Origin of the sequence: Streptomyces sp. NBC_00271 (assembly GCF_036178845.1) — a bacterium.
Taxonomy (GTDB): Bacteria; Actinomycetota; Actinomycetes; order Streptomycetales; family Streptomycetaceae; genus Streptomyces.
Map to the genome: position 1 here is coordinate 3,847,534 of NZ_CP108070.1, position 23,608 is coordinate 3,871,141.

Annotated in this window: 19 protein-coding genes; 14 read left to right on the forward strand and 5 right to left on the reverse strand. The window is 72.0% G+C overall.

Going from position 1 to position 23,608, the window contains the following annotated elements:
* Positions 1-77 precede the first annotated feature (77 nt).
* The 3 genes from cobT (at position 78) to OG798_RS17940 (ending at position 4,029) form a co-directional block, all read left to right on the forward strand.
* Positions 78-1,169: a nicotinate-nucleotide--dimethylbenzimidazole phosphoribosyltransferase gene (gene cobT / locus OG798_RS17930; RefSeq protein ID WP_121416404.1), complete on the forward strand. Its 1,092-nt coding sequence runs from the start codon at positions 78-80 to the stop codon at positions 1,167-1,169.
* Positions 1,170-1,418: 249 nt separating this feature from the next.
* Positions 1,419-3,215, forward strand: a complete 1,797-nt coding sequence (locus OG798_RS17935) for a phosphatidylglycerol lysyltransferase domain-containing protein (protein WP_097226162.1) — start codon at positions 1,419-1,421, stop codon at positions 3,213-3,215.
* 94 nt (positions 3,216-3,309) lie between these two features.
* Positions 3,310-4,029 (forward strand): hypothetical protein, encoded by a 720-nt coding sequence (locus OG798_RS17940; RefSeq protein WP_179436597.1) that lies wholly within the window; start codon positions 3,310-3,312, stop codon positions 4,027-4,029.
* Here the strand turns inward: OG798_RS17940 and OG798_RS17945 are convergent.
* Positions 3,972-4,733, reverse strand: a complete 762-nt coding sequence (locus OG798_RS17945; protein WP_095855093.1) for a hypothetical protein — start codon at positions 4,731-4,733, stop codon at positions 3,972-3,974. The two genes, OG798_RS17940 and OG798_RS17945, sit on opposite strands and share 58 nt — an antisense overlap.
* A gap of 85 nt (positions 4,734-4,818) precedes the next feature.
* On the opposite strand from OG798_RS17945, the gene OG798_RS17950 reads away from it, so the two are divergent.
* From OG798_RS17950 to sucB, 4 genes are all read left to right on the forward strand, one after another.
* Entirely contained in the window at positions 4,819-5,601 is a 783-nt protein-coding gene (locus OG798_RS17950) for an adenosylcobinamide-GDP ribazoletransferase (RefSeq protein ID WP_095855092.1), read from the forward strand.
* A 175-nt stretch (positions 5,602-5,776) separates the two neighbouring features.
* Entirely contained in the window at positions 5,777-7,306 is a 1,530-nt protein-coding gene (locus tag OG798_RS17955; protein WP_097226161.1) for a leucyl aminopeptidase, read from the forward strand.
* 260 nt (positions 7,307-7,566) lie between these two features.
* Positions 7,567-8,955: a dihydrolipoyl dehydrogenase gene (gene lpdA / locus OG798_RS17960; protein ID WP_067363503.1), complete on the forward strand. Its 1,389-nt coding sequence runs from the start codon at positions 7,567-7,569 to the stop codon at positions 8,953-8,955.
* 91 nt (positions 8,956-9,046) lie between these two features.
* Positions 9,047-10,846, forward strand: a complete 1,800-nt coding sequence (gene sucB, locus OG798_RS17965; RefSeq protein WP_121416401.1) for a 2-oxoglutarate dehydrogenase, E2 component, dihydrolipoamide succinyltransferase — start codon at positions 9,047-9,049, stop codon at positions 10,844-10,846.
* 67 nt (positions 10,847-10,913) lie between these two features.
* Here the strand turns inward: sucB and OG798_RS17970 are convergent, their stop codons facing one another.
* A complete protein-coding gene (locus OG798_RS17970; RefSeq protein WP_121416400.1) occupies positions 10,914-11,561 on the reverse strand; it encodes a hypothetical protein in 648 nt (215 codons plus the stop codon).
* Positions 11,562-11,851: 290 nt separating this feature from the next.
* On the opposite strand from OG798_RS17970, the gene OG798_RS17975 reads away from it, so the two are divergent.
* From OG798_RS17975 to OG798_RS17990, 4 genes are all read left to right on the forward strand, one after another.
* Positions 11,852-12,475 (forward strand): GntR family transcriptional regulator, encoded by a 624-nt coding sequence (locus OG798_RS17975; protein WP_054230749.1) that lies wholly within the window; start codon positions 11,852-11,854, stop codon positions 12,473-12,475.
* A gap of 264 nt (positions 12,476-12,739) precedes the next feature.
* Positions 12,740-15,451 (forward strand): pyruvate dehydrogenase (acetyl-transferring), homodimeric type, encoded by a 2,712-nt coding sequence (aceE, locus tag OG798_RS17980; RefSeq protein ID WP_095855088.1) that lies wholly within the window; start codon positions 12,740-12,742, stop codon positions 15,449-15,451.
* Between the two features lie 112 nt (positions 15,452-15,563).
* Positions 15,564-16,562: a helix-turn-helix transcriptional regulator gene (locus OG798_RS17985; RefSeq protein ID WP_097226158.1), complete on the forward strand. Its 999-nt coding sequence runs from the start codon at positions 15,564-15,566 to the stop codon at positions 16,560-16,562.
* Positions 16,563-16,652: 90 nt separating this feature from the next.
* Positions 16,653-17,171, forward strand: a complete 519-nt coding sequence (locus OG798_RS17990; protein WP_095855086.1) for a DUF4240 domain-containing protein — start codon at positions 16,653-16,655, stop codon at positions 17,169-17,171.
* Here OG798_RS17990 and OG798_RS17995 read toward each other — a convergent pair.
* Positions 17,138-17,443 carry a hypothetical protein gene (locus tag OG798_RS17995; RefSeq protein ID WP_328757301.1) on the reverse strand — a complete coding sequence of 102 codons (306 nt, stop codon included), beginning with the start codon at positions 17,441-17,443 and terminating at the stop codon, positions 17,138-17,140. The two genes, OG798_RS17990 and OG798_RS17995, sit on opposite strands and share 34 nt — an antisense overlap.
* A gap of 618 nt (positions 17,444-18,061) precedes the next feature.
* Positions 18,062-18,877 carry a peptidoglycan recognition protein family protein gene (locus OG798_RS18000; protein WP_267061541.1) on the reverse strand — a complete coding sequence of 272 codons (816 nt, stop codon included), beginning with the start codon at positions 18,875-18,877 and terminating at the stop codon, positions 18,062-18,064.
* A gap of 188 nt (positions 18,878-19,065) precedes the next feature.
* Between OG798_RS18000 and OG798_RS18005 the strand changes: the two genes are divergently transcribed.
* Positions 19,066-20,250, forward strand: coding sequence for a MarP family serine protease (locus OG798_RS18005; protein WP_095855083.1), 1,185 nt, complete (start codon positions 19,066-19,068; stop codon positions 20,248-20,250).
* 1 nt (position 20,251) lies between these two features.
* Here the strand turns inward: OG798_RS18005 and OG798_RS18010 are convergent, their stop codons facing one another.
* The gene (locus tag OG798_RS18010) at positions 20,252-20,740 is read right to left on the reverse strand and encodes a GNAT family N-acetyltransferase (protein WP_179436596.1); all 489 of its coding nucleotides are present in this window, start codon (positions 20,738-20,740) and stop codon (positions 20,252-20,254) included.
* Positions 20,741-20,811: 71 nt separating this feature from the next.
* On the opposite strand from OG798_RS18010, the gene OG798_RS18015 reads away from it, so the two are divergent.
* Positions 20,812-21,738, forward strand: a complete 927-nt coding sequence (locus OG798_RS18015) for a TIGR01777 family oxidoreductase (RefSeq protein ID WP_121416396.1) — start codon at positions 20,812-20,814, stop codon at positions 21,736-21,738.
* Positions 21,739-22,254: 516 nt separating this feature from the next.
* Positions 22,255-23,607, forward strand: a complete 1,353-nt coding sequence (locus OG798_RS18020) for an NAD(P)/FAD-dependent oxidoreductase (protein WP_267061542.1) — start codon at positions 22,255-22,257, stop codon at positions 23,605-23,607.
* Position 23,608: the final 1 nt, after the last annotated feature.

Here is a 23,608-nt window from a genome sequence, read left to right on the forward strand (position 1 = left end):
GGTACGTAGCGGATCGTGATCCGGGGCGCAACGACGTGGCGCGGACGTGTTCGATCGCTGCCGGTACTGTTCGGCGAATGAGCTCGCTTAATCTCGACGACTTCACCGATCTGATCGAGCGCCCCGACGGAGGCGTGCGCCGGGACGCCGAGGCGCGCCGGGAGCGCCAGGTCGTGCCACCCGGGGCGCTGGGCCGCCTCGACGAACTGGGTGAGTGGCTGGCGGCGGCGCAGTCCGCGGTGCCGGTGCGGCCGATCGAGCACCCGCGTGTGGTGCTGTTCGCGGGCGACCACGGGGTCGCCGGACTCGGTGTGTCGGCGCGGCCCGCGGGCACCGCCGACCAGTTGGTGCGGGCGGTCCTGGAGGGCGCGAGCCCCGCGGCGGTGCTGGCGCGCCGGCTCGGCGTGCCGGTACGGGTCGTCGACATGGCGCTGGACTGCGATCCGCAGGAGCTGCCCGCGGAGGTCGTGCGGCATCGGGTGCGGCGCGGGTCGGGGCGGATCGACGTCGAGGACGCGCTGACCCTGGAGGAGGCCGAGGCCGCGTTCCTGGCGGGGGTCGCGGTCGCGGACAAGGAGGCGGACTCCGGTACGGATCTGGTGGTGCTCGGCGATGTGAGCGTCGGCGGGACCACCGCGGCGGCCGTGCTGGTCGCGGCGCTGTGCGGGACCGACGCGTCCGTGGTCACCGGGCGGGGCGGGCGCCCCATCGACGACCTCGCGTGGATGCGCAAGTGCGCGGCCGTGCGGGACGCCCTGCGGCGGGCTCGGCCGGTGCTCGGGGATCAGCTGCAGCTGCTCGCGGTGGTGGGCGGCGCCGATCTCGCGGCGATGACGGGGTTCTTGTTGCAGAGCGCGGTGCGGAAGATGCCGGTGATCCTCGACGGGGTCGTCTCGGCCGCGTGCGCCCTCGTGGGGCAGCGGGTCGCCTTCCGGGCGCCGGACTGGTGGCTGGCCGGCCAGAACAGCGGCGAGCCGGCCCAGGCGAAGGCCCTGGACCGCATGGCCCTCGAACCCCTCCTCGACCACGGCGTCACGGTCGGCGAGGGCGCGGGAGCCCTCCTCGCCCTCCCCCTCGTCCAGGCCGCCGCAGCCCTCTCCGCCGAACTCCCGGAAACTCCGGCCCCCGACCGCGACCCCGAGCCCGAGGTCTCCGACCAGAACGAGTGAACGGCCTGGCCCCCGAACGCCGGACGGGCTGAAGGATGCGGGCCGGGGCGGGCGGGGCAACCTCCGGCCTCGCCCGCGAACGCCGTCCACCCCGAGGCTTTCAGGGGCGCGGGGAAGTGCGCGCCCAACCCCACCGGCCCGCGGCCAAAGAACTACGGGCGAAACCCACCCCGCAACAATCCCCCGGCCCGCATCACCCGTACCGCCCCTCCCCCGCACGACGCACCCCGCCCCATATCATCGCCCTTTATGGGAGATGCCCGAATTGCCGCTGACCAGGAGCGGGTCCCGGCCCGTCAGGGTGAAGGGGACCACCTGTCCACCGGCGCGTCGCGCAGAGCCGCCGCCTTCGCGGTCTGGTACCTGCGGGCCGTCGCGTTCATCAACTTCCTGAGCGCCGCGTGGGTGTCGCTCGGGCAGGACGTACGGCGCCACAACACCGAGAACTTCTTCACCCCGTACCTGCTGACGGCAGGATTCGCGTCGGGTGTGTTCACCATGTTCCTGGCCATCACGATGCGTCGCCGCAAACGGGCCGCGTGGATCCTGAACTTCGTGCTCAGCGGGCTGTTCCTGATGCTGTTCGCCGTCGCGATGACGTTTCCGGAGATCCGCCAGTACGCCCAGAACTGGGTCTCCATCGTCCTGACCGCCGCCTTCGTCGTCTCGCTCGTGATCGGCCGCCGGGAGTTCTACGCGAAGGGCGACCGGTCGAACCCCAAGCTCGCCGCGGCCGTCGCCGTCGGCGGACTGCTCGTCGCCTCCCTGCTCGCCGCGCTGCTGGTGACGGTCACCAACAGCGCGCAGGACGCCTACCGTTCGACCTTCTGGGACCGCTGGCGCTACGGCGCCCTGCGCCTGGTCTCCGTCGCCGCCGACGACTCCCGCTTCCACGGCCTGGAGATCGCCAACTGGGTCAACGTCACCATCAACGTGCTCAGCACCCTGCTGGTCCTCGCCGTGTTCTACGCCGCCTTCCGCTCCCGCCGCGCCGTCGATCCGCTCACCGAGGACGACGAGAAACGGCTGCGCACCCTGCTCGACCGGCACGGCGACCGCGACTCGCTGGGCTACTTCGCGCTGCGCCGGGAGAAGAGCGTGATCTGGTCGCCGACCGGCAAGGCCGCGGTCGCGTACCGCGTCGTCGGCGGGGTCTCGCTGGCCTCCGGCGACCCGATCGGCGACCCGGAGGCGTGGCCCGGCGCCATCGAGCCCTGGCTCGCCGAGGCCCGCGCGCACGGCTGGATCCCGGCGGTGATGGGAGCGAGCGAGGAGGCGGGGACCGTCTACTCACGGCACGGGCTCGACGCCCTCGAACTCGGTGACGAAGCGATCGTCGAGACCGCCGAGTTCACCCTCGAGGGACGCGCCATGCGCACGGTCAGGCAGGCCTACAACCGGGTCAAGCGGGCCGGGTACGAGGTGCGCATCCGGCGGCACGAGGACATCCCGGCCGACGAGATGGCGTACCTCCTGAGGCGTGCCGACGACTGGCGGGACGGGGCCACCGAGCGCGGGTTCAGCATGGCGCTCGGACGGCTCGGCGACCTGGGCGACGGGCGGTGCGTGATGCTGGAATGCACCGACGGAGAGGGGGAGTTGCGGGCGCTGCTGTCCTTCGTGCCGTGGGGGCCGCGGGGGCTCTCGCTCGATCTCATGCGGCGTGACCGGGACGCCGAGAACGGGCTGATGGAGTTCATGGTGATCGAACTCCTGCGCCGCGCCCAGGAGATCGGGATCACCCAGGTCTCGCTCAACTTCGCCATGTTCCGTTCCGTCTTCGAACGAGGTGGACGCCTCGGTGCCGGACCGGTGCTGCGGCTGTGGCGTTCCCTGCTCAGCTTCTTCTCGCGCTGGTGGCAGATCGAGTCGCTGTACCGGGCCAACGCCAAGTACCGGCCGATCTGGGAACCCCGTTTCCTGCTCTTCGAGAAGAGCGCGGACCTGCTGCGCATCGGCCTCGCGGCCGCGCGCGCCGAGGGGTTTCTCGAAGCACCCGGACTGCCGAAGTGGCTGCACCGCAGGCACCTGGAGTCGCACCGATGAGGGTGGCCGGACAGACGGGGGGAGCCTGCCGGACGGGGACCGGAACAGCCAGACGGATGGGAACCGGGACAGCAGGACGGACGGGTACCGCTGCATGAACACCCTCGCCCGCCTCGCCCGCGCCGAATGGGGACTGCTGTACGTCACCGTGCGCGAGGCACTCGCCGGACAGCGATGGCGGGCGATGCCGGTGACGCTCGGGGCCGTCTGTCTGACGGCCATCCTCCAGTTCGTGCAGAACCAGCCCTGGGGCTTCCAGTTCGTGCAGGACATCGGCTCCGTGCGGGCCGAGGAGCCGCTCTGGCTCGCCCTGCTGCGCACCCCGCTCTCCCTGTTCGTGCCGGCCCTCGACCTGCCGGTGTGGGGCGCGCTGCTGCAACTGCTCATCGTGTTCGGGATCGCCGAGATCTGCCTGGGCTGGTGGCGGATGCTCGTCATCGCGTACGCCGCCACGCTGGCCGGCACGCTCTACGCGCGCGTAGCGATCTCACTGAGCCCGGACAACCCGCTGGGGCTGCCCGTGACGGACGCCCAGGTCGTGGACACCGGACCCTCGGCGGCCGTGGTCGGCCTCGCCGTCTTCGTCGCCTGGCGCTATCGCGCCTACTGGACGGGGTGGGGGGTGGTCGCGGCGATGATGATCGAGGTGGCGTTCAAAGGGAACCTCGCGGGCAAGGAGCACATCGCCGCGCTCGCCGCGGTCTTCGTGCTGTACGGGATCTCGATCCTGCGTCACCGCCACCGCTACCGTCGCCGTCACCGGCGGCCGGGCAGGGGCCGGACAGGATCCGGTTTTCCGCCGATCCAGTCCTGAAGCTTGCGGCGCGGACCGAACCAGCGGCGGTCGTGGTGGTAGGCGCGCAGCATCGACCTGGCCCGGGCGCGCGGCCTGCGGCGGTAGAAGCGCTTGGCCCACGGGGAGACCGGGCGGGCCAGCCGGACGGCGCCGATGAGGGCGACGAACGGGACGATCACGCCGAAGATCGCCATGCGGGCCTTGCCCTTGCTCAGGGCGAGCAGGGCGAAGAGGAAGTTCACGGCGACGCTCAGGATGACCCCGCCCCGGTCCTGGAGTTCCTCCTGGGTCATGTCGTTGACCCCGAACGGCAGGAACCCGCCGAGCACCAGGCCGACGAGGGCCGCCGTGACCAGGACGACCTCGACGCTCTTGCGGCCCTCCTCGCTCCAGTACACGTCGTCGAGGTGCAGGATCAGCGCGAACTCGTCGAGCACCAGCCCGGCGCCCATACCGAACACCACCGCGAACAGGGCGGCCCCGAAGCCGTGCCGGTAACTGGCCACCGAGCCGAAGCCGCCGATCACCGTCAGGACGACACCGGGCACGACGTGGTGGATGTGCAGACCGCCCGCCTTGACGTTGCCGAACGGACCCTTGCCCGCGCGGATGAGGCGGACGACGACACGGGTGATCACAAAGGTCAGCACGAAGGAGGCGAGTGCCAGGAGAAGCGGCAGCTTTCCCGGTTCGACGATGTTCCTGTACAACCAATGACCCATATTGCGCACTTTATCCGCGGCTCTCGCGCGCGGGCGCCGCACCCGCGCTCGGTCGGCCCGCCACCTCCCCGGGTAGCCTGCGCCGGTGTCCAGGACCCCTCTCCCCCACGGCCTCCGCTTCGCCTTCGGCACCCTGACCGTGCTCCCCGTCACGGTCACCCGCTGGGACCGTGAGGCGGCGCGCGGCGGAATGTTGTGCGCCCCCGTCGCCGGGCTGGTGGTCGGGGCGGGCGCGGCCCTGGTGGGCGTGACACTGCTAGCGATGGGCGCGGGCCCGCTGCTGGCCGCCGTCGCCACCGCCGCCGTACCGGCCGCGCTCACCCGTGGTCTGCATCTCGACGGGCTCGCCGACACCGCGGACGGCCTCGGCAGCGGCAAGCCCGCCGAGGACGCGCTGCGCATCATGAAGCAGTCCGACATCGGCCCGTTCGGCGTGATCACCCTGCTCTTCGTGCTGCTGGCGCAGGTGGCCGCGCTCTTCCAGGCCTACGAGGCCTCGTGGGCGCGGGGTGTGCTCGCGGCCGTCGTCTCGGCGACCGCGGCCCGCCTCGCCCTCACCCTGGCCGCGCGCACCGGGGTGCCCCCGGCCCGCCCCGAGGGCCTGGGTGCCGCGGTCGCGGGCACGGTGCCCGTACGCGGCGCCCTGCTGGTGACCCTCGCCGTCACCGTCGCGGCGGCCGGCGCCGGCGCGCTTCTCGGCACGTACGACCTCGTACGCGCCCCCCTGGCCGTCCTCGCCGCCTGCGCGAGTGCCGAACTGCTCCTGCGCCACTGCACACGCCGCTTCGGCGGCATCACGGGCGACGTCTTCGGCGGCCTCGCCGAGACGGCGGCGACCACCGCCCTCGTGGCGCTCTCCCTCGGCTGAACTTCCAGCGGGCGTAGGAATGAGCGAAACCCGGCGGCGCGCGTAGGCTCGTCCCGAGTATGTGCCACCCAGGTAAAGACACTCCCTGAGGCCGGATCTAGGGTCATTCGTCAGGGCCCGGTCGACCCATCCCTACTCGGCCGCAGCAAAACAATGGAAGCGAGATCTCACCACAGTGACTGCTCTGACTCTCAGCACCGCCGCGGCGTCCGGCCTGCGGGCCGACGCGATCGTCGTCGGTGTCGCGAAGGGCGCCAAGGGCCCGGTCGTCGCACCGGGTGCCGAGGCCGTGGACAAGGCGTACGACGGCGCACTCGCCGGGATCCTGGAGACCCTCGGCGCATCCGGCGGCGAGGGCGAGGTGACGAAGCTGCCCGCGCCGACCGGCTTCAAGGCGCCCGTCGTCGTGGCCGTCGGACTCGGAGCCGTCCCGGAGAAGGACGACACGTTCAGTGCCGAGGCGCTGCGCCGCGCGGCCGGTGCCGCGGCCCGCGCGCTCGCCGGTGCCAAGAAGGCCGTCTTCGCCCTGCCGATCACCGACGCCGCCGACGCGGGCGTCCTGGCGGAGGGCGCGGCGCTCGGCGCGTACGCCTTCGACGCCTACAAGGAGAACGGCAAGAACGGCAAGGACGCGAAGAACGGCAAGGCCCCGCTCGCCGAGGTCACGCTGCTCGGCGGCAAGCCCCGGGACGCGGCGTACAAGGCGGCCCTCGCGCGCGCCACCGCCGTGACCGAGGAGCTCAACCGCGCCCGCGACCTCATCAACACCCCGCCGAACGACCTCTACCCCGAGTCCTTCGCCGCCGTCGCCACCGCCGCCGGCAAGGAGCACGGCATCAAGGTGCAGGTGCTCGACGAGAAGGCCCTGGAGAAGGGCGGCTACGGCGGCATCCTCGGCGTCGGCGCGGGCTCGGCCGCCGGTCCCCGCCTGGTGAAGCTGTCGTACACCTCGCCGAAGGCGACCAAGCACCTCGCGTTCGTCGGCAAGGGCATCACCTACGACTCGGGCGGCATCTCCCTCAAGCCCGCCGGGCACAACGAGACGATGAAGTGCGACATGAGCGGCGCGGCGGCGGTCTTCGCCGCCGTGGTCGCCGCGGCGCGCCTCGGCCTCGAGGTCAACGTCACCGGCTGGCTGGCGCTCGCCGAGAACATGCCCTCCGGTTCCGCCACCCGCCCCGGTGACGTGCTGCGCATGTACAGCGGCAAGACCGTCGAGGTCCTCAACACCGACGCCGAGGGCCGTCTCGTGCTCGCCGACGCGCTGTGGAAGGCGTCCGAGGAGAAGCCGGACGCGATCATCGACGTGGCGACGCTGACCGGCGCGATGGTGCTCGCGCTCGGCAACCGCACCTTCGGCGTGATGGCCAACGACGACGCGTTCCGTACGTCGATCGTCGAGGCCGCGGAGGAGGTCGGCGAGGAGTCCTGGCCGATGCCGCTGCCGGAGCACCTGCGCAAGGGGATGGACTCCCCGACCGCCGACATCGCCAACATGGGTGAGCGGATGGGCGGCGGGCTGGTCGCCGGTCTGTTCCTGAAGGAGTTCGTGGGCGAGGGCATCACGTGGGCGCACCTGGACATCGCCGGGCCCGCGTTCAACGAGTCCGGCCCGTTCGGCTACACGCCGAAGGGTGGCACGGGGTCGGCGGTGCGGACGCTGGTGCGACTCGCCGAGCTGACCGCCGCGGGCGATCTCGGCTAGCGGTGCTTCACGGCCGCGAGTGAAACACGGCCGGTCGCGCGGTACCTCCGCGCCCCCTGTCGGGGCGCGGAGGTACCCCTGTATTCGGACAGTGCGACTTCTCACACACAGGCCCGGCGTCTCGAACGCTCCGGACAAGTGCGAAGATGGGTTCTCGGCAGGACAGGGCCCCCACCACAGGGCCGAAGAAGAGCGGCCGGACACCAGCCGCCGACCGGTCACTGGAGACCGGCGTGGCGCACATGCATGGAGGACGTGACGTGGCGAACGACGCCAGCACCGTTTTCGACCTAGTGATCCTCGGCGGTGGCAGTGGCGGTTACGCCGCGGCGCTCCGCGGGGCGCAGCTGGGCCTGGACGTCGCCCTGATCGAGAAGGACAAGGTCGGAGGCACCTGCCTGCACCGGGGATGCATCCCCACCAAGGCCCTGCTGCACGCGGGCGAGATCGCCGACCAGGCCCGCGAGAGCGAGCAGTTCGGCGTCAAGGCCACCTTCGAGGGCATCGACGTCCCGGCCGTCCACAAGTACAAGGACGGGGTCATCTCGGGCCTGTACAAGGGCCTGCAGGGTCTCATCGCGTCCCGCAAGGTGACGTACATCGAGGGTGAGGGCCGACTGTCCTCCCCCACCTCGGTCGACGTGAACGGCCAGCGCATCCAGGGCCGCCACGTGCTGCTCGCGACCGGCTCCGTGCCGAAGTCGCTGCCGGGCCTGGTGATCGACGGCAACCGGATCATCTCCTCCGACCACGCGCTGGTCCTGGACCGCGTCCCGCAGTCCGCGATCGTGCTCGGCGGCGGCGTCATCGGCGTCGAGTTCGCCTCCGCGTGGAAGTCCTTCGGCACCGACGTGACGGTGATCGAGGGCCTCAAGCACCTCGTCCCGGTCGAGGACGAGAACTCCTCCAAGCTTCTTGAGCGCGCGTTCCGCAAGCGCGGCATCAAGTTCAACCTGGGCACCTTCTTCTCGAAGGCCGAGTACACCCAGAACGGTGTCAAGGTCACCCTCGCCGACGGCAAGGAGTTCGAGGCCGAGGTCCTGCTCGTCGCCGTCGGCCGCGGCCCGGTCTCGGCCGGTCTCGGCTACGAGGAGCAGGGCGTCGCGATGGACCGCGGCTATGTCCTGGTCGACGAGTACATGCGGACGAACGTCCCGACCATCTCCGCCGTCGGTGACCTGGTCCCGACGCTCCAGCTCGCGCACGTCGGCTTCGCCGAGGGCATCCTGGTGGCGGAGCGTCTGGCCGGTCTCAAGACCGTTCCGATCGACTACGACGGTGTCCCCCGGGTGACGTACTGCCACCCCGAGGTCGCCTCCGTGGGCATCACCGAGGCCAAGGCCAAGGAGATCTACGGCGCGGACAAGGTCGTCGCCCTGAAGTACAACCTCGCGGGCAACGGCAAGAGCAAGATCCTCAACACCGCGGGCGAGATCAAGCTCGTCCAGGTGAAGGACGGTGCCGTGGTCGGCGTCCACATGGTCGGCGACCGCATGGGCGAGCAGGTCGGCGAAGCCCAGCTGATCTACAACTGGGAGGCGCTGCCCGCCGAGGTCGCCCAGCTCATCCACGCCCACCCGACGCAGAACGAGGCGCTCGGCGAGGCCCACCTGGCCCTCGCGGGCAAGCCGCTGCACTCGCACGACTGATCCAGTCCCCGGCTGATTTCAGTCATCGCGTCGCCCTGGGCGCGACGACGACCACAGACTTCCGCACCATTCGTAAGGAGCAACAGAAACCATGGCGGTTTCCGTAACCCTTCCGGCGCTCGGTGAGAGCGTCACCGAGGGCACTGTCACTCGCTGGCTGAAGGCCGAGGGCGAGCGCGTCGAGGCCGACGAGCCGCTGCTCGAGGTGTCGACCGACAAGGTCGACACCGAGATCCCCTCCCCCGCCGCCGGTGTCCTCGCCTCCATCAAGGTCGCCGAGGACGAGACGGTCGAGGTCGGCGCCGAGCTGGCCGTCATCGACGACGGCACGGGCGCGCCCGCCGCCGCCCCCGCTCCGGCCGCCGAGCCCGTGGCCGCCCCGGCTCCGGCCGCTCCCGCCCCGGTCGCCGAGGCCCCCGCGGCCCCGGCCCCCGCCGCCGCTCCCGCTCCCGCCGCCCCGGCCGGTGGCGCCTCCGGTACCGACGTCGTGCTGCCCGCGCTGGGCGAGTCGGTCACCGAGGGCACCGTCACCCGCTGGCTGAAGGAGGTCGGCGAGGAGGTCGCGGAGGACGAGCCGCTGCTCGAGGTCTCCACGGACAAGGTCGACACCGAGATCCCCGCGCCGGTCGCCGGCGTGCTGCTGGAGATCGTGGTCGGCGAGGACGAGACCGCCGAGGTCGGCGCGAAGCTCGCCGTCATCGGTGCCCCGGGCGCGGCTCCGGCCGCCGCTCCGGCTCCCGCGGCTCCGGCCCCCGCCGCTGCCGCCCCGACCCCGGCCGCCCCCGCGGCTCCGGCTCCGGCCCCCGCTGCTCCGGCCGCCCCGGCCGCTGCGGCCCCGGCTCCGGTCCAGCCCGTGGCTCCGGCCCCGGTCGCGCCCGCCGCTCCGGCTCCCGCGCCGGTCGCCGCGCCCGCCCCGGTCATCCCGGCTCCGGCTCCGGCCGCGCAGGCCACCGACGACGGCGCGTACGTGACCCCGCTGGTGCGCAAGCTCGCCGCGGAGAACTACGTCGACCTGGCCTCCGTCAAGGGCACCGGCGTCGGCGGCCGTATCCGCAAGCAGGACGTCCTCGCCGCCGCCGAGGCCGCGAAGGCCGCCGCCGCTGCCCCGGCTCCGGCCGCTGCTGCCGCCGCCCCGGCGGCCAAGAAGGCGCCGACCCTGGAGGTCTCCCCGCTGCGCGGTCAGACCATCAAGATGCCCCGCATCCGCAAGGTCATCGGCGACAACATGGTGAAGGCCCTGCACGAGCAGGCCCAGCTGTCCTCGGTCGTCGAGGTCGACGTCACCCGACTGATGCGGCTGCGCGCGCAGGCGAAGGACTCCTTCGCGGCCCGCGAGGGCGTCAAGCTCTCCCCGATGCCGTTCTTCGTGAAGGCCGCGGCCCAGGCGCTGAAGGCCCACCCGGCCGTCAACGCCCGGATCAACGTGGACGAGGGCACGATCACCTACTTCGACACCGAGAACATCGGTATCGCGGTGGACTCGGAGAAGGGCCTGATGACCCCGGTCATCAAGCACGCGGGCGACCTGAACATCGCCGGCATCGCCAAGGCCACCGCCGAGCTGGCGGGCAAGGTCCGGGCGAACAAGATCACTCCGGACGAGCTGTCCGGCGGGACCTTCACCATCTCCAACACCGGCTCGCGCGGCGCGCTCTTCGACACGATCATCGTGCCGCCGAACCAGGTCGCGATCCTCGGCATCGGTGCCACGGTCAAGCGTCCGGCCGTCATCGAGACGGAGGAGGGTACGGTCATCGGCGTCCGCGACATGACCTACCTGACGCTCTCCTACGACCACCGTCTGGTGGACGGCGCCGACGCGGCCCGTTACCTGACCGCGGTCAAGGCGATCCTGGAGGCGGGCGAGTTCGAGGTCGAGCTCGGCCTGTAACCACCCCGCTCACGCGCTGCCCCCGCCCGGAACCTTCCGGACGGGGGCTTCGCGTTTCCGCCGCAGGTCACCGCGGCTTCAGCGCGCTGTCCGACCACAGCACCAGCGTCTCCACCCACAGATTCGGGATCTCCGTCGGGTACGCGGGTGTCAGGTGCCGCGTCCGGTACGCCCTGAGGACGTCGTACGTGGCGTCCAGGCAGTCGCGCGAGCCGAGGTCCCCCGTCTCCGGGTCGACGCCGACGAGGAAGCCCCGCTTCTCGACCGTACGGATCATGGCGCGGGCGGCCTTCACGTCACTGGTCGACGAGTCCGTGCAGCGGTAGCGGCTGTACGGGTGCGTGGACTTCCCCGGGTAGTTGACGTCACGTGACATGTCGCTGAGCATCCGCGCGTACGTGCCCTCCGCGTGCCAGGCGCCGATGTCGCCGCCGGGCGGGGTGTAGAGCGCGTTCGACGGGTTCTCCACCGCGCCGTACACCCAGCGGTCGGTGCCGGTGATCCGGAAGCCCCAGCCGACGTGCCCGAACCTCTGCGCGCCGTCCGGCTTGACGAAGACACACGCCCCGCCGGAGGCGACCGAGGTGCCGTGGGCCCGCGTCGCACTCGGCCGCACGGCCGCCCCCGTGTCCACGGGCCCGCACGCCGCCACGGCCGCGACCGCCCCGGCCGCCGCGGCCCAGCGCAGCCCCCGCTTCCGTCCCCATCCGCCCATGCCGACCCCCTGGCGTTCGCGGGAGCCCCCCGTGGAAACCCCCGCGCCGAAACCCCTGTGCCGACCCACACACCGTGCGGGGCCCGCGAGTTCTCCGGGTGACACGGACGTGACGCCTCCGGACCCCACCCGGTACGGGTCTTTACGTACGCGGCCGCTCTGACAGCGTGTAAGTCTCGTCTCACCTGCATGAAAGCGCCCCCGTACGCCTCTCCCCGACGGGGCTGCGGCCTTATTGTCTAAAGGTCAACGCCCCTGGGGCCGGCCCGCCCCCAGCGAAGGAGCCCCTCATGACCGCGCCCGTCGTCCACTCGCTGCGCGAACAGATCCGCGAGCACATCGTGGAGGGGATCGTCAGCGGGCGCTGGAAGCCGGGTGAGCGGATCGTCGAGCGGCGGATCGCGACCGAGCTGGAGGTCAGCCAGACCCCGGTGCGGGAGGCGCTGCGCGAACTGGAGTCGCTGCGGCTGATCGAGTCGGCGCCCAACAAGGGTGTGCGCGTGCGCAACCTGACGGCCGCCGACCTGGAGGAGAGCTACCCCGTACGGGCCGGTCTGGAGGCCATCGCGGCCGAGCTGGCGGCCGAGCGGCTCGCCCAGGACTGCTCGGCCCTGGAGCCGCACGTCACGGCGCTGTACGAGGCCGACCGGCTGTCGGACGGCACCGGCCAGGTCCGTCACACCGTCGCCTTCCACCGCGAACTCGTGCGCGCCGCGGGCAACTCCGTCCTCCTGCACACCTGGGAGGGCCTGGGCATCGAGGTCTTCACCGCCCTGTCCATCCGCTGGCTGGGAACCGTCCAGCAGTCGTACGCGGAGGAGCACGAGGCGCTCGTGGACGCCTTCCGGCGCCGGGATCCACTGATCGCCGACCTGGTGAAGGCGCATGTGCTGGGCTGCGCGCCGCGCCCGTGACACAGCCGAGCGCACCCACGCTCACCTGGGGAAACCCTGGGAATCCAAGGCACCCCGTGCCTGTCGTCGAGGCACCCCGTGCCGACTTTTGCACTACGAAGAGGTTTTCGCCCTCCACCCTTTGATCGATCATCGATCAGGGAGTTACAGTCAGCGCTGGGCTCCCACCAGAGCCCGCCGCCCTGTCCTGCCAAAGACATAAGGGCACCCCCGAAAACCCCTTGCCGATGAGGGAACCCCCCTCCGCATCCGGAAGGCGGCGCAATGACCGACCCCACCGCAATCCAGCCGAGCGAGCTCGACCAGCTCCCGGACCGCGACCCCGAGGAGACCGCCGAATGGCAGGCCTCCCTGGACGCCGTCACCCAGGCGGCCGGGCCGCACCGTGCCGCGTATCTGATGCGCCGCACGCTGGAGCGCGCCGAGGGCAACGGTCTCGCGCTGCCCAAGCTGCTTGAGACCGACTACGTCAACACCATCCCCACCGCCGCCGAGCCCGTCGTGGACGGCGACGAGGCGATGGAAGCCCGGATCACCGCCTGGAACCGCTGGAACGCGGCCGCGATGGTGACCCGGGGCGCGAAACACGGCGTCGGCGGCCACATCGCCACCTTCGCCTCCGCGGCCTGGCTCTACGAGACCGGCTTCAACCACTTCTTCAAGGGCAAGGAGTCCCAGGAGGCTCCCGGCTCCGGCGACCAGCTCTACATCCAGGGCCACGCCTCCCCCGGCATCTACGCCCGCGCCTTCCTCGACGGCCGGCTCACCGAGCAGCACCTCGACAACTTCCGCCAGGAGGCGGGCGGCAACGGCCTCCCGTCGTACCCGCACCCGCGGCGCCTGCCCTGGCTCTGGGAGTTCCCGACCGTCTCCATGGGCCTCGGCCCGCTGTCGGCGATCTACCAGGCGCGCTTCAACCGCTATCTGACCAGCCGCGGCATCAAGGACGTCTCGCAGTCCCACGTGTGGGCGTTCCTCGGCGACGGCGAGATGGACGAGCCCGAGTCGACCGCGGCACTCGCACTCGCCTCCCGCGAGGGCCTGGACAACCTGACCTTCGTCATCAACTGCAACCTGCAGCGCCTCGACGGCCCGGTCCGCGCCAACTTCAAGATCGTGCAGGAGCTGGAGGCCCAGTTCCGCGGCGCCGGCTGGAACGTCGTGAAGTCGCTGTGGGGCTCGGCCTGGGACGAGCTGTTCCAGCTCGACACCACGGGTGCGCTCGTACGCCGCCTGCGCGAGGTACCCGACGCGCAGGTGCAGACGTACCAGACCCGCGACGCCGCCTACATCCGCCAGGACTTCTTCGGCGCCGACCCGGCGCTCGTCGAGATGGCGAAGCTGATCAGCGACGACAAGATCACCGAGTGTTTCCACCTCTCCCGCGGCGGCCACGAGTCCCGCAAGGTGTACGCGGCCTACCGCGCCGCCCTCGCCCACAAGGGCGCGCCGACGGTGATCCTGGCCCAGACGGTCAAGGGCTTCACGCTCGGTGAGGGCTTCGCGTCCAAGAACGCCAACCACCAGATGAAGAAGCTGTCGACGGACGAGTTCAAGCAGATGCGTGACCTGCTCGAGCTGCCCATCTCCGACAGCCAGTTCATCGACGGCCAGGTTCCCTACGGCCACCCGGGCGCCGACTCCCCCGAGGTCCGTTACCTCCAGGAGCGCCGCGCGGCCCTCGGCGGCCCGGCCCCGGCCCGCCGTACGCACGCGCTCGCCCCGCTGCCCGCCCCCGCCGACAAGGCGTTCGCGTCCTTCGACAAGGGCTCCGGCTCGCAGAACGTGGCGACCACGATGGCCTTCGTCCGCCTGGTCAAGGACCTCGTCCGCGACAAGGAGACCGGGAAGCGCTGGGTGCCGATCGTCCCCGACGAGGCGCGCACCTTCGGCATGGAGAGCCTCTTCCCCTCCCTCGGCATCTACTCGCCCAAGGGCCAGACGTACGAGCCGGTCGACCGCGACCAGCTGATGTACTACAAGGAGGCCAAGGACGGCCAGATCCTCAACGAGGGGATCACCGAGGCCGGCTCCATGGCGGACTTCATCGCCGCGTCCACCGCGTACGCCACGCACGGCGAGGCGATGATCCCCTTCTACATCTTCTACTCGATGTTCGGCTGGCAGCGCACGGCCGACCAGATGTGGCAGCTCGGCGACCAGCTCGGCCGCGGCTTCCTGGTCGGCGCCACGGCCGGCCGTACGACGCTGACGGGCGAGGGCCTCCAGCACGCCGACGGCCACTCCCCGGTCATCGCGGCGACCAACCCGGCCGCCCTGTCCTACGACCCGGCGTTCGCGTACGAGATCGCGACGATCGTCAAGGACGGTCTGCGCCGGATGTACGGCGAGGCGGCCCCGGGCGAGGACTCGAACGTCTTCTACTACCTGACGGTCTACAACGAGCCGATGCCGCAGCCCGCCAAGCCGGCCGGCCTCGGTATCGACGAGGGCATCGTCAAGGGCCTCTACCGCTTCAACACGGCCGAGTCGGCGGGCCTGTCCCCCGTCGCCAACGCCCCGCGCATCCAGCTGCTGGGCTCCGGCACGGCGATCCACTGGACCCTCCAGGCGCAGAAGCTGCTCGCCGAGGAGTGGGGCGTGGCCGCCGACGTGTGGTCCGCGACCTCCTGGACGGAGCTGCGGCGCGACGCGCTGGAGGCCGACGCGGCCCTGCTGCGCGGCGAGGAGCGGGTGCCGTTCGTCCGCCAGGCGCTGCACGGCGCCGAGGGCCCGGTGCTCGCGGTCTCCGACTACATGCGCCAGGTCCCGGACCAGATCGCGCAGTGGGTCGAGCAGGACTACTCCTCGCTCGGTGCCGACGGCTTCGGCCTCTCCGACACCCGTGCGGCGGCCCGTCGCCACTTCGGCGTCGACGCGCAGTCGATCGTCGTCGCGGCGCTGGCGCAGCTGGCACGGCGGGGCGAGGTCAAGACGTCCGCGGTGAAGGAAGCGCGGGAGCGCTACGGACTCTGACGGTCCGCCTGTTTTCTGTGTTTCACGAGGGGCGCGGTGGCTACGGCCGCCGCGCCCTTCGGCGTTCCGGCGGCGCCCCTTCGCTGTCAGTGGGGCCCGGCATCATGGCCGTATGCGTGCTGCCCGCCTGATCAAGATGGTGCTGCTGCTCCAGTCACGGCCGTCGATGACCGCCGCCGAGCTGGCGCGGGAGCTCGAGGTGTCCGAACGGACGATCACGCGGGACGCGCAGGCGCTGTCGGAGGCGGGGGTTCCGGTGTACGCGGACCGGGGCAGAGCCGGGGGCTACCGCCTGATCGGCGGCTACCGCACCCGGCTGACGGGCCTGGCGCGTACGGAGGCGGAGGCGCTGTTCCTGAGCGGAGTGCCGGGGGCCCTGCGGGACATGGGTCTGGAGGACGCCGCCTCCGCCGCGCGCCTGAAGGTGTCCGCCGCCCTCCTCCCCTCCCTGCGGGACGCCTCGCGGGCGGCGGGACAGCGGTTCCATCTGGACGCGCCCGCGTGGTTCAACGAGCCCGAGACGCCCGAGCTGCTGCCCGCGGTCGCGGAGGCGGTCTGGGACGACCGTCGGATCACCGCGGGGTACCGGCGCGGGACGGCCGAGGTGGAGCGGGTGCTCGAACCGTACGGGCTCGTACTGAAGGCGGGTGTCTGGTACCTGTGCGCGCGGGTGCCCGAGCCCGGGGCGGCCGGATCCGGCCCCTTCCGGGTCTACCGGATCGACCGCTTCACCGAGGTGAGGCCCGCCACGGAGTGTTTCACCCGGGAGGACGGGTTCGACCTGCCCGGGTTCTGGGCGGAGCGGGCCGAGCAGTTCGCACGGTCCATCCTGCGGGCGGAGGCCGTCGTACGGCTGTCTCCGGAGGGCGTGCGCAGACTCGCGTACGTCGTCGACCCCGCGTCCGCGAGACAGGCGCTGGGTGGGTGCGGTGACCCCGACGGGCGGGGCTGGGTGACGGTCACCCTCCCCGTCGAGTCGGAGGAGGTCGCCCATGGGCAACTGACGGGGCTCGGGCCCGAGGTGGAGGTGCTCTCGCCCGCGGCGCTGCGGGACCGATTCGCGGGGGACGCGGTGCGGCTGGCGGAGCTGTACCGGGAAAACGCCTCGTAGCCCGCGGTTTTACCGTCGGCATGTGCGCGCATAACAATCTGCGGCACTCCGCGTGCGTCACTCCCGTTCAGGCCCGATGCTGGACCCGTGATGGACGAGACGGAGTTCTGGGAGCTGGTGGACACGACCCGCGAGGCCGTCGAGGGCGACCCCGAGGACCACGCCGACCTGCTCGTCGAACGGCTCGTCCAGCTGGACCCGGACGCCGTGCTCGACTTCGCCCGTCACTTCGAGGCCCGCTACAACCGCGCCTACCGCTGGGATCTGTGGGGCGCGGCGTGGGTCCTGCTCGACGGGGTGAGCGACGACGCCTTCGACTTCTTCCGGTGCTGGCTGATCGGCCAGGGCCGGGAGGTCTTCGAGGGCGCGATGCACGATCCCGACGCGCTCGCCGACCTCCTGGACGACTTCGACGAGGACCTCGACGGGGACGGTGAGGAGCTCGGGTACGCCGCGGACGAGGCGTACGAGCAGCTGACCGGGGTCGTCGCGCCCGACCTGGGCATTCCGCCCGCGTCGCCCGAGCCGGAGGGTACGCCGCTCGACTTCGAGAACGAGTCCGTGCTGGCCGAGCGCTATCCCAGGCTGTGGGAGCGCTTCAGGGACTGAGGCAACGTGGCGTACGGGGTGACGTACGGAAGGTGTGTCTCGTGGTTCTCGTGGTTCTCGTGGTTCTTGTGGTTCTCGTGGTTCTCGTGGGCGTGGTACGGGGGTGCGGCGTTGGCTCGGTCCAGTGCCGAGGCGGTGGCCGCGGCGGGTCCCACGAGGACCGTCACCACGGCGCAGGCCACGGTCCACGGGGTCCGCAAAGCCGTGTTCCAACCTCCCGCGCCGGCCGCCTTGTTCGCCTTGCCCGTCTTCTCGGTACGCCTGCTGCTCATCTTCCCCACCTCCAGTCGGCTGTTACGAGAAGGACACTAGAGAGCGGCGATCTGAGACACCGTTGACTCGACTGTGGTCTGTCTGTGAACGGTTCCTCGCCCCCGCCGCCCCTACCCGTCCCATCCCCACTTGGGGGCTCCGCCCCCAAACCCCCGACCGACCTGAACGGCCTCGCCCTCAAACGCCGGACAGGCTGAGGCTTTCAGGGACGCGAGGAACTGCGCGCCCAGCCCCCACCGGCCGGCAGCCAGACAAATCCGGGTGGGCGGGGGACGCGGGTGCGAAGCCCCGCCCCAGGGGCGCGGGGAACTGCGCGGTCCGCAGCCGACGAACCCCGCGCGGCCGGGGATCCGGGGCGCAGCCCCGATCCCGTAGGGGCGCGGGGAACTGCGCGACCAGCCCCCACGCGCCCGCAGCCGAAGGACTTCGGACGGGCGGGGGACGCGGGGCGAAGCCCCCGCCCCAGGGGCGCGAGGAACTGCGCGAACGGCCCCCACCGGCCGTCAGCCGAACGGCAACGAGCGGCTCGGGGACGCGGGGCGAAGCCCCCGCCTCAGGGGCGCGGGGAACTGCGCGGTCCGCCCCCGCCCGTCGGCAGGCGACGTGTGCGGGCAGGGTCAGCGGCCCTGGAGGTGGGCGGCTCGGGAGCGGATTCCGGGGAGTCGGGACGTCAGCGCGGCGCCGGGACAGTTGGTCATGAAGCCCGCGTCGTGGCCGACCAGCGTGGGCAGCACCACACTCGTACCGGCGGTGTAACGGCTGAGGTCGTTGCTGGAGACGAGCCGCACCTTGGCACGGGGATCCACGTCGGACAGCCCCAGCTTCCACGCCGCCAACGCGGCGATCGCCTCGGTCATCGCCCGCGGCACCGGCGTCCCCGCCCCGAACGTACCAATGGCCGCGATCCCCGCGGTGCCATGGTTGAACCCCTGCGTATGCGCTCCGGTGACGGCCCGGTCGACCCCACCCGCCCGCCCCTCGTAGATCGTGCCGCAGCGGTCGACGAGGAAGTTGTACCCGATGTCGTCCCACCGCCGGACACCGGTCTGACCGGCGTACAGGGAGCGGATGATGCGGGGCACGTCGGCGCACTCGTACGCGTTCGGCGAGTCGGTGTGGTGCACGAAGACCGCGACGACGTGGTCGTCGTAGCGGGCGGGCGGCTGCGTGTGCGTGCTCCCGGCGTCCAGCCACCGCGACCGCGGCACGATGACCGGCCGCGCCGCGCGATGCGGACCCGCGGGGAGCGGCGCGGCCACCGGCCGCTCGCGCCCGGGGTCGACCGGCCGGTCGACCCCCGCCGCACACACCCCCAGCGCGAGCACGGCGAGCAGACCGGGCACGCACCCGAGCACGACGACGGCGGCACGCCGCGCCCACACCCACCGGGCGAGTCGCGTCCATGCGCCCCGCGCCTTTCTGAAGACACGCATGGAGCCACCCTGACCCGGTTCCGATCACCTCGCGATGTGTGCTGTGCCACCTGGTGGAACCATCGTCCTGGTCCGGGACGTTTTTACAGGTCCACGCACACGTGGCCGTTTCCCGGGCTCCACGCGCGCGTGCCTGATCACTGGGCCTGCCCCACGCGTACTAAGGGGCCCAAGAGAAAGGCGGCTCCGTGGACCTGCTCGACATCCTGCTGTTGCTGGTGATCCTTGCTTACGCGGCGTCCGGCTACCGGCGCGGGCTGGTCGCAGGCTGTGTCTCGCTGGCCGGGTTCGTGGGCGGCGCCGTCATCGGCGTATGGGTGCTGCCGTGGATGATGGACCTGGTGACAGCGGGGACGTCGGCGGCGACGGTGACGGCCGTGCTGACGGTGCTCGTGCCCGCCGTGGTGGGCCACGAGCTGGCGGGCCGACTGGCGCTGAAGCTGCGCCGCGAGCTGGACCAGGGGCCGCTGCGGGTGGCCGACGGGGTCGGCGGAGCGGCGGCGAACACGGTGGCGGTGCTGCTGGTGGCCTGGGTCGCCGCGAGCGTCCTGGGAGCCTCCTCGTCCACCCTCATCACCCAGTCGATCCGCAACTCCGCGCTGCTGGGTGCCGTACAGACGGCGATGCCGGACACCACGCCCACCTGGTTCTCGCGGGCCACCTCGGCGCTGACGGAGGCGGGCTTCCCACAGGTCTTCAACCCGTTCGAGAACGAGCCGACGGCGGGTGTCGCGAAGCCCTCCGGCGACAGCGTCACCGCGGCGGCGACGAGCGCCGCCAAGCGCAGCACGGTGAAGATCGAGGGCGCCGCGGGCAACCAGGGCCGTGAGGGCAGCGGGTTCGCGTACGCGGCGCAGCACGTGATGACCAACGCCCACGTGGTGGCGGGCATCGACAACCCGACCGTGCGGGTGGGCGGTGTGGGCCGTGTGTACTCGGCGCGGGTGGTGTTCTTCGACCCGCGCAAGGACGTCGCGGTCCTGTACGTGCCGGACCTCAAGGTCCCCCTCCTGCGTTTCGACGACAGCGCCAAGCGCGGCGACTCGGCGGTCGTCGCGGGCTATCCGCAGGACGGCGGTCTGGATCTCCAGGCGGCCACGGTCGCAGGCCGGATCAACGCGCGGGGCCAGAACATCTACAACTCGAGCATGGTCACCCGGGAGATCTACTCGATCCGCTCCACCGTCCGCCCCGGCAACTCCGGCGGCCCGCTCCTCACCACCGACGGCAGGGTGTACGGCGTCGTGTTCGCCCGCTCGACCTCGGACGACGAGACGGGTTACGTCCTGACGGCCGACGAGGTCGCGGGCGACGCCCAGCGCGCGGCGGCCTCGACGACACCGGTGGACACGGGCGACCTGATCACCTCGTAGCTCAGAGAAAGCGGCCCATGAACACGTCGTCGACGTAGTCGCCGTCGAGCAGGAACTCCTCGGGCAGGACACCCTCCACCTGGAAGCCCTCGGACTCGTACAGCTTCCGTGCCGGGGCGTTGTGCCCGAGGACGCGCAGCGTGATCCGCCGGGCGCCCTGCCGTCGGGCCCCGTCCATCACGGCCCGCAGCAGCCCTCGTCCGACGCCCGCGTGGCGCGCCTCCTCGGCGACGACAAGTCCCTGGATCTGCCGGACGTGGGAGTTGCAGGCGAGGGGCGTGGGATAGCCCAGCCGGATGTAGCCGACGAGGACGCCGTCGAGTTCGGCGACGTGATGGTCCCGGGGGCCGAACCGCTCGTTGTAGAAGGGTTCGTACGGCGGCTGGGGGCGCGGCATGACGGCGTGCAGGGTGGACCAGGTGACACGGTCGAGACGGCCGAGCGCGTCCTCGTCGTCGAGGGTGGCGATGCGTATGAGCGGTACCGGCATGAAGGTCACTTTACGGCGGCCGCGCGCGGTCCCGTCCCGTACTTTTCCGGCGCGCGCGGCAGGATGGACGCATGAACGACTCACCGCTCGCTCCGGATTCCCGTAGGTCCCGCATCGCGATCGCCGGTGCGTCCGGCCTGATCGGTTCGGCGCTGACGCGCTCCTTGACCGCGGACGGACACGAGGTGGTCCGCCTCGTACGGCGTGCGCCCCGCGGGAAGGACGAGGTGCGGTGGGATCCGGACGGGCAGCGGATGGACGCCGCGGGGCTCGCCGGGTGCGCGGCGGTGGTCAATCTCGCGGGGGCGGGGGTCGCTTCGCGGCGGTGGACGGAGGCGTACAAGCGGAAGATCCTGGACAGCCGGGTGCGGGGGACGGCGACGCTGGCCGCGGCGGTGGCCGCTCTGGACGAGCGGCCGGGGGTGTTCGTCAACGGGAGTGCGATCGGGTTCTACGGCGAGACGGGCGACCGGGTGGTGGACGAGTCGGCGCCGCCCGGGGAGGGATTCCTTCCCTCCGTGTGCGTGGCGTGGGAGGGGGCGGCGGAGCCGGCGCGGGAGGCGGGTGTCCGTACCGTCTTCGCTCGTACGGGGCTGGTGGTGGCCCGTGAGGGTGGGGCGTGGGGGAAGCTGTTTCCGCTCTTCAGGGCGGGGCTCGGGGGGCGGATGGGGGACGGCCGCCAGTACTGGAGCTACATCTCCCTGCATGACGAGGTGGCCGCGATCCGGCATCTCATCGACACGTCGTCGCTGTCCGGGCCGGTGAACCTCACTGCGCCGACGCCCCTCACCAACCGGGAGATCACCGAGGCGATGGGGCGCGTCCTGCACCGGCCCACCGTCTTCCCCACCCCGGCGCCCCTCCTGCGCCTCGCCCTCGGCGACATGTCCGGCGACATTCTGGGCAGCCAACGCGTCCACCCCACCCGCCTGCTGTCCTCCGGCTTCACCTTCGCCTTCCCGACGATCGAGGGGGCATTGCGAGCGGCCCTGCACTGACAAACGTTCCTCGCCCCCGCCGCCCCTACCCGTCCCATCCCCACTTGGGGGCTCCGCCCCCAAACCCCCGATCGGCCTGAGCGGCCTCGTCCTCAAACGCCGGACAGGCTGAAAACGAGGGCGAGCCGGGGCTTTCAGGGGCGCGAGGAACTGCGCGCCCAGCCCCCACCGGCCCGCAGCCGAACGACAGCGGGCGGCTCGGGGACGCGGGGCGGAGCCCCCGCCCCAGGGGCGCGGGGAACTGCGCGGGCAACCCCCACCGGCCCGCAGCCAAACCAATCCGGGCGGGCAGGGAGACGCGGGGCGGAGCCCCGCCTCAGGGGCGCGGGGAACTGCGCGAACGGCCCGCACTCGCCCACGGACAAAGAATCCGTGCACCCCCATGCGACCGTGCACGCCCGACGCGCGACTGTCCACGGCTCCAGACGCACCTACCCTCGACCCGAACTCGGGTATCCCCAGGGCACGTTGGGGGCATGACGTTCCCACCGGCCGCGCAACCTCGAGGAGGGGTACGTGCTAGAGCCCGTATGCAAGGCGGACGTGGACGTCGTCATCGTCGGGGCCGGAGCCGCGGGACTCGCGGCCGCCCAGCACCTGACCAGGGCGGGCCTCACGACGAAGGTTCTGGAGGCCGCCCCCACCGTGGGCGGCCGCATGACGACGGAGAAGGTGGACGGCTTCCGGCTCGACCGCATCGGCCGGCTCCTGTCCACCTCGTACCCCGAACTGCACCGCACCCCGGGCCTGAACACCCTGGCCCTGCGCCCGTTCTCCCCGGGCGTGCTGCTGCACAGCGACGGCCGTCACCACCGCGCCGCCGCCCCCGCCACCCCCCGGAGCGCAAGGGGCGCACTCACCGCCGCACGCGCCCTCGCGAGCGCCCCCCGTCTCCCCCGGAGCCAGTCCTCCCGCCCCGGCCCCCTCGGCGGCCACCTCGACCAGACCCGCCTGGCCACCGCCCTCGCCCGCCTCGCCGTCACACCACCCGAACGCCTCCTCACCCGCCCCGACCTCCCCACCGCACAGGCGCTGACCACCCGTGGTCTGCCGCCCCGTACGGTCGACGGCTTTCTGCGCCCCCTGCTCGCCGCACTCCTGTGCGACCCGGCCCTCACCACCTCCAGCCGCGCCGCCGACCTCGCCCTGCATTCGTTCGCGTCGGGCCGGCTGTGTCTGCCGGAGGGCGGCGCGGACACCCTGCCGGAGCTTCTGGCGGCCTCCCTGCCCCCGGGCACCGTCCACACCGGCGTCGAGGTCACCGCGGTCTCCACGACCACCGTGACGACGAAGGACCACGGCGAACTCACCTGCCGGGCCATCCTGCTGGCGACCGGAGCCCGCGCCGCGGCCCGGCTGCTGCCCGGTCTGCGCGTCCCGGCCTTCCATCCGGTGACGGTCCTGCACCACACCACGGACGAGCCCCCGTTGACCGACCCGGCCCTCCTGCTGGACGCCGACCGGAGCGGCCCGGTGGCGCAGACGGCGGTCATCAGCCAGGTCGACCCGTCCCGCGCCCCCGCCGGACGGGCGCTCGTCTCCTCGACGGTGCTGGGCACTCCCCCGGCCGCCACCCACCTGGACACCGCGGTCCGCGCCCAACTGGCCCGCCTCTACGGCACGTCGACGACCCGCTGGGAACTCCTCGCCGTCCACCACACCCGTGACGCGGTCCCCGCGATGCCCCCGCCGCACGACCTGCGCCGCCCTGTACGCCTCCTGGCGGGCCTGTACGTCTGCGGGGACCACCGGGACACCGGCACGGTCCAGGGCGCCCTGCATTCGGGCCGCCGGGCCGCCCACGCCCTCCTGATGGACCTGGGCGCCCGTCCGGCCGCGACGGAGGAGCGTCTGGAAACGGCGGCCTGAG

What these genes read in the sequence shown, in the direction of transcription:
- OG798_RS17945 (WP_095855093.1), bottom strand. Translation starts at nt 4,733, where the DNA reads ATGGGTCATTGGTTGTACAGGAACATCGTCGAACCGGGAAAGCTGCCG.
- OG798_RS17940 (WP_179436597.1), top strand. Translation starts at nt 3,310, where the DNA reads ATGAACACCCTCGCCCGCCTCGCCCGCGCCGAATGGGGACTGCTGTAC.
- OG798_RS18010 (WP_179436596.1), bottom strand. Translation starts at nt 20,740, where the DNA reads ATGCCGGTACCGCTCATACGCATCGCCACCCTCGACGACGAGGACGCG.
- OG798_RS17985 (WP_097226158.1), top strand. Translation starts at nt 15,564, where the DNA reads ATGCGTGCTGCCCGCCTGATCAAGATGGTGCTGCTGCTCCAGTCACGG.
- OG798_RS18000 (WP_267061541.1), bottom strand. Translation starts at nt 18,877, where the DNA reads ATGCGTGTCTTCAGAAAGGCGCGGGGCGCATGGACGCGACTCGCCCGG.
- aceE (WP_095855088.1), top strand. Translation starts at nt 12,740, where the DNA reads ATGACCGACCCCACCGCAATCCAGCCGAGCGAGCTCGACCAGCTCCCG.
- cobT (WP_121416404.1), top strand. Translation starts at nt 78, where the DNA reads ATGAGCTCGCTTAATCTCGACGACTTCACCGATCTGATCGAGCGCCCC.
- OG798_RS17935 (WP_097226162.1), top strand. Translation starts at nt 1,419, where the DNA reads ATGGGAGATGCCCGAATTGCCGCTGACCAGGAGCGGGTCCCGGCCCGT.
- OG798_RS17970 (WP_121416400.1), bottom strand. Translation starts at nt 11,561, where the DNA reads ATGGGCGGATGGGGACGGAAGCGGGGGCTGCGCTGGGCCGCGGCGGCC.
- sucB (WP_121416401.1), top strand. Translation starts at nt 9,047, where the DNA reads ATGGCGGTTTCCGTAACCCTTCCGGCGCTCGGTGAGAGCGTCACCGAG.
- OG798_RS17975 (WP_054230749.1), top strand. Translation starts at nt 11,852, where the DNA reads ATGACCGCGCCCGTCGTCCACTCGCTGCGCGAACAGATCCGCGAGCAC.
- OG798_RS18015 (WP_121416396.1), top strand. Translation starts at nt 20,812, where the DNA reads ATGAACGACTCACCGCTCGCTCCGGATTCCCGTAGGTCCCGCATCGCG.
- OG798_RS17990 (WP_095855086.1), top strand. Translation starts at nt 16,653, where the DNA reads ATGGACGAGACGGAGTTCTGGGAGCTGGTGGACACGACCCGCGAGGCC.
- OG798_RS17995 (WP_328757301.1), bottom strand. Translation starts at nt 17,443, where the DNA reads ATGAGCAGCAGGCGTACCGAGAAGACGGGCAAGGCGAACAAGGCGGCC.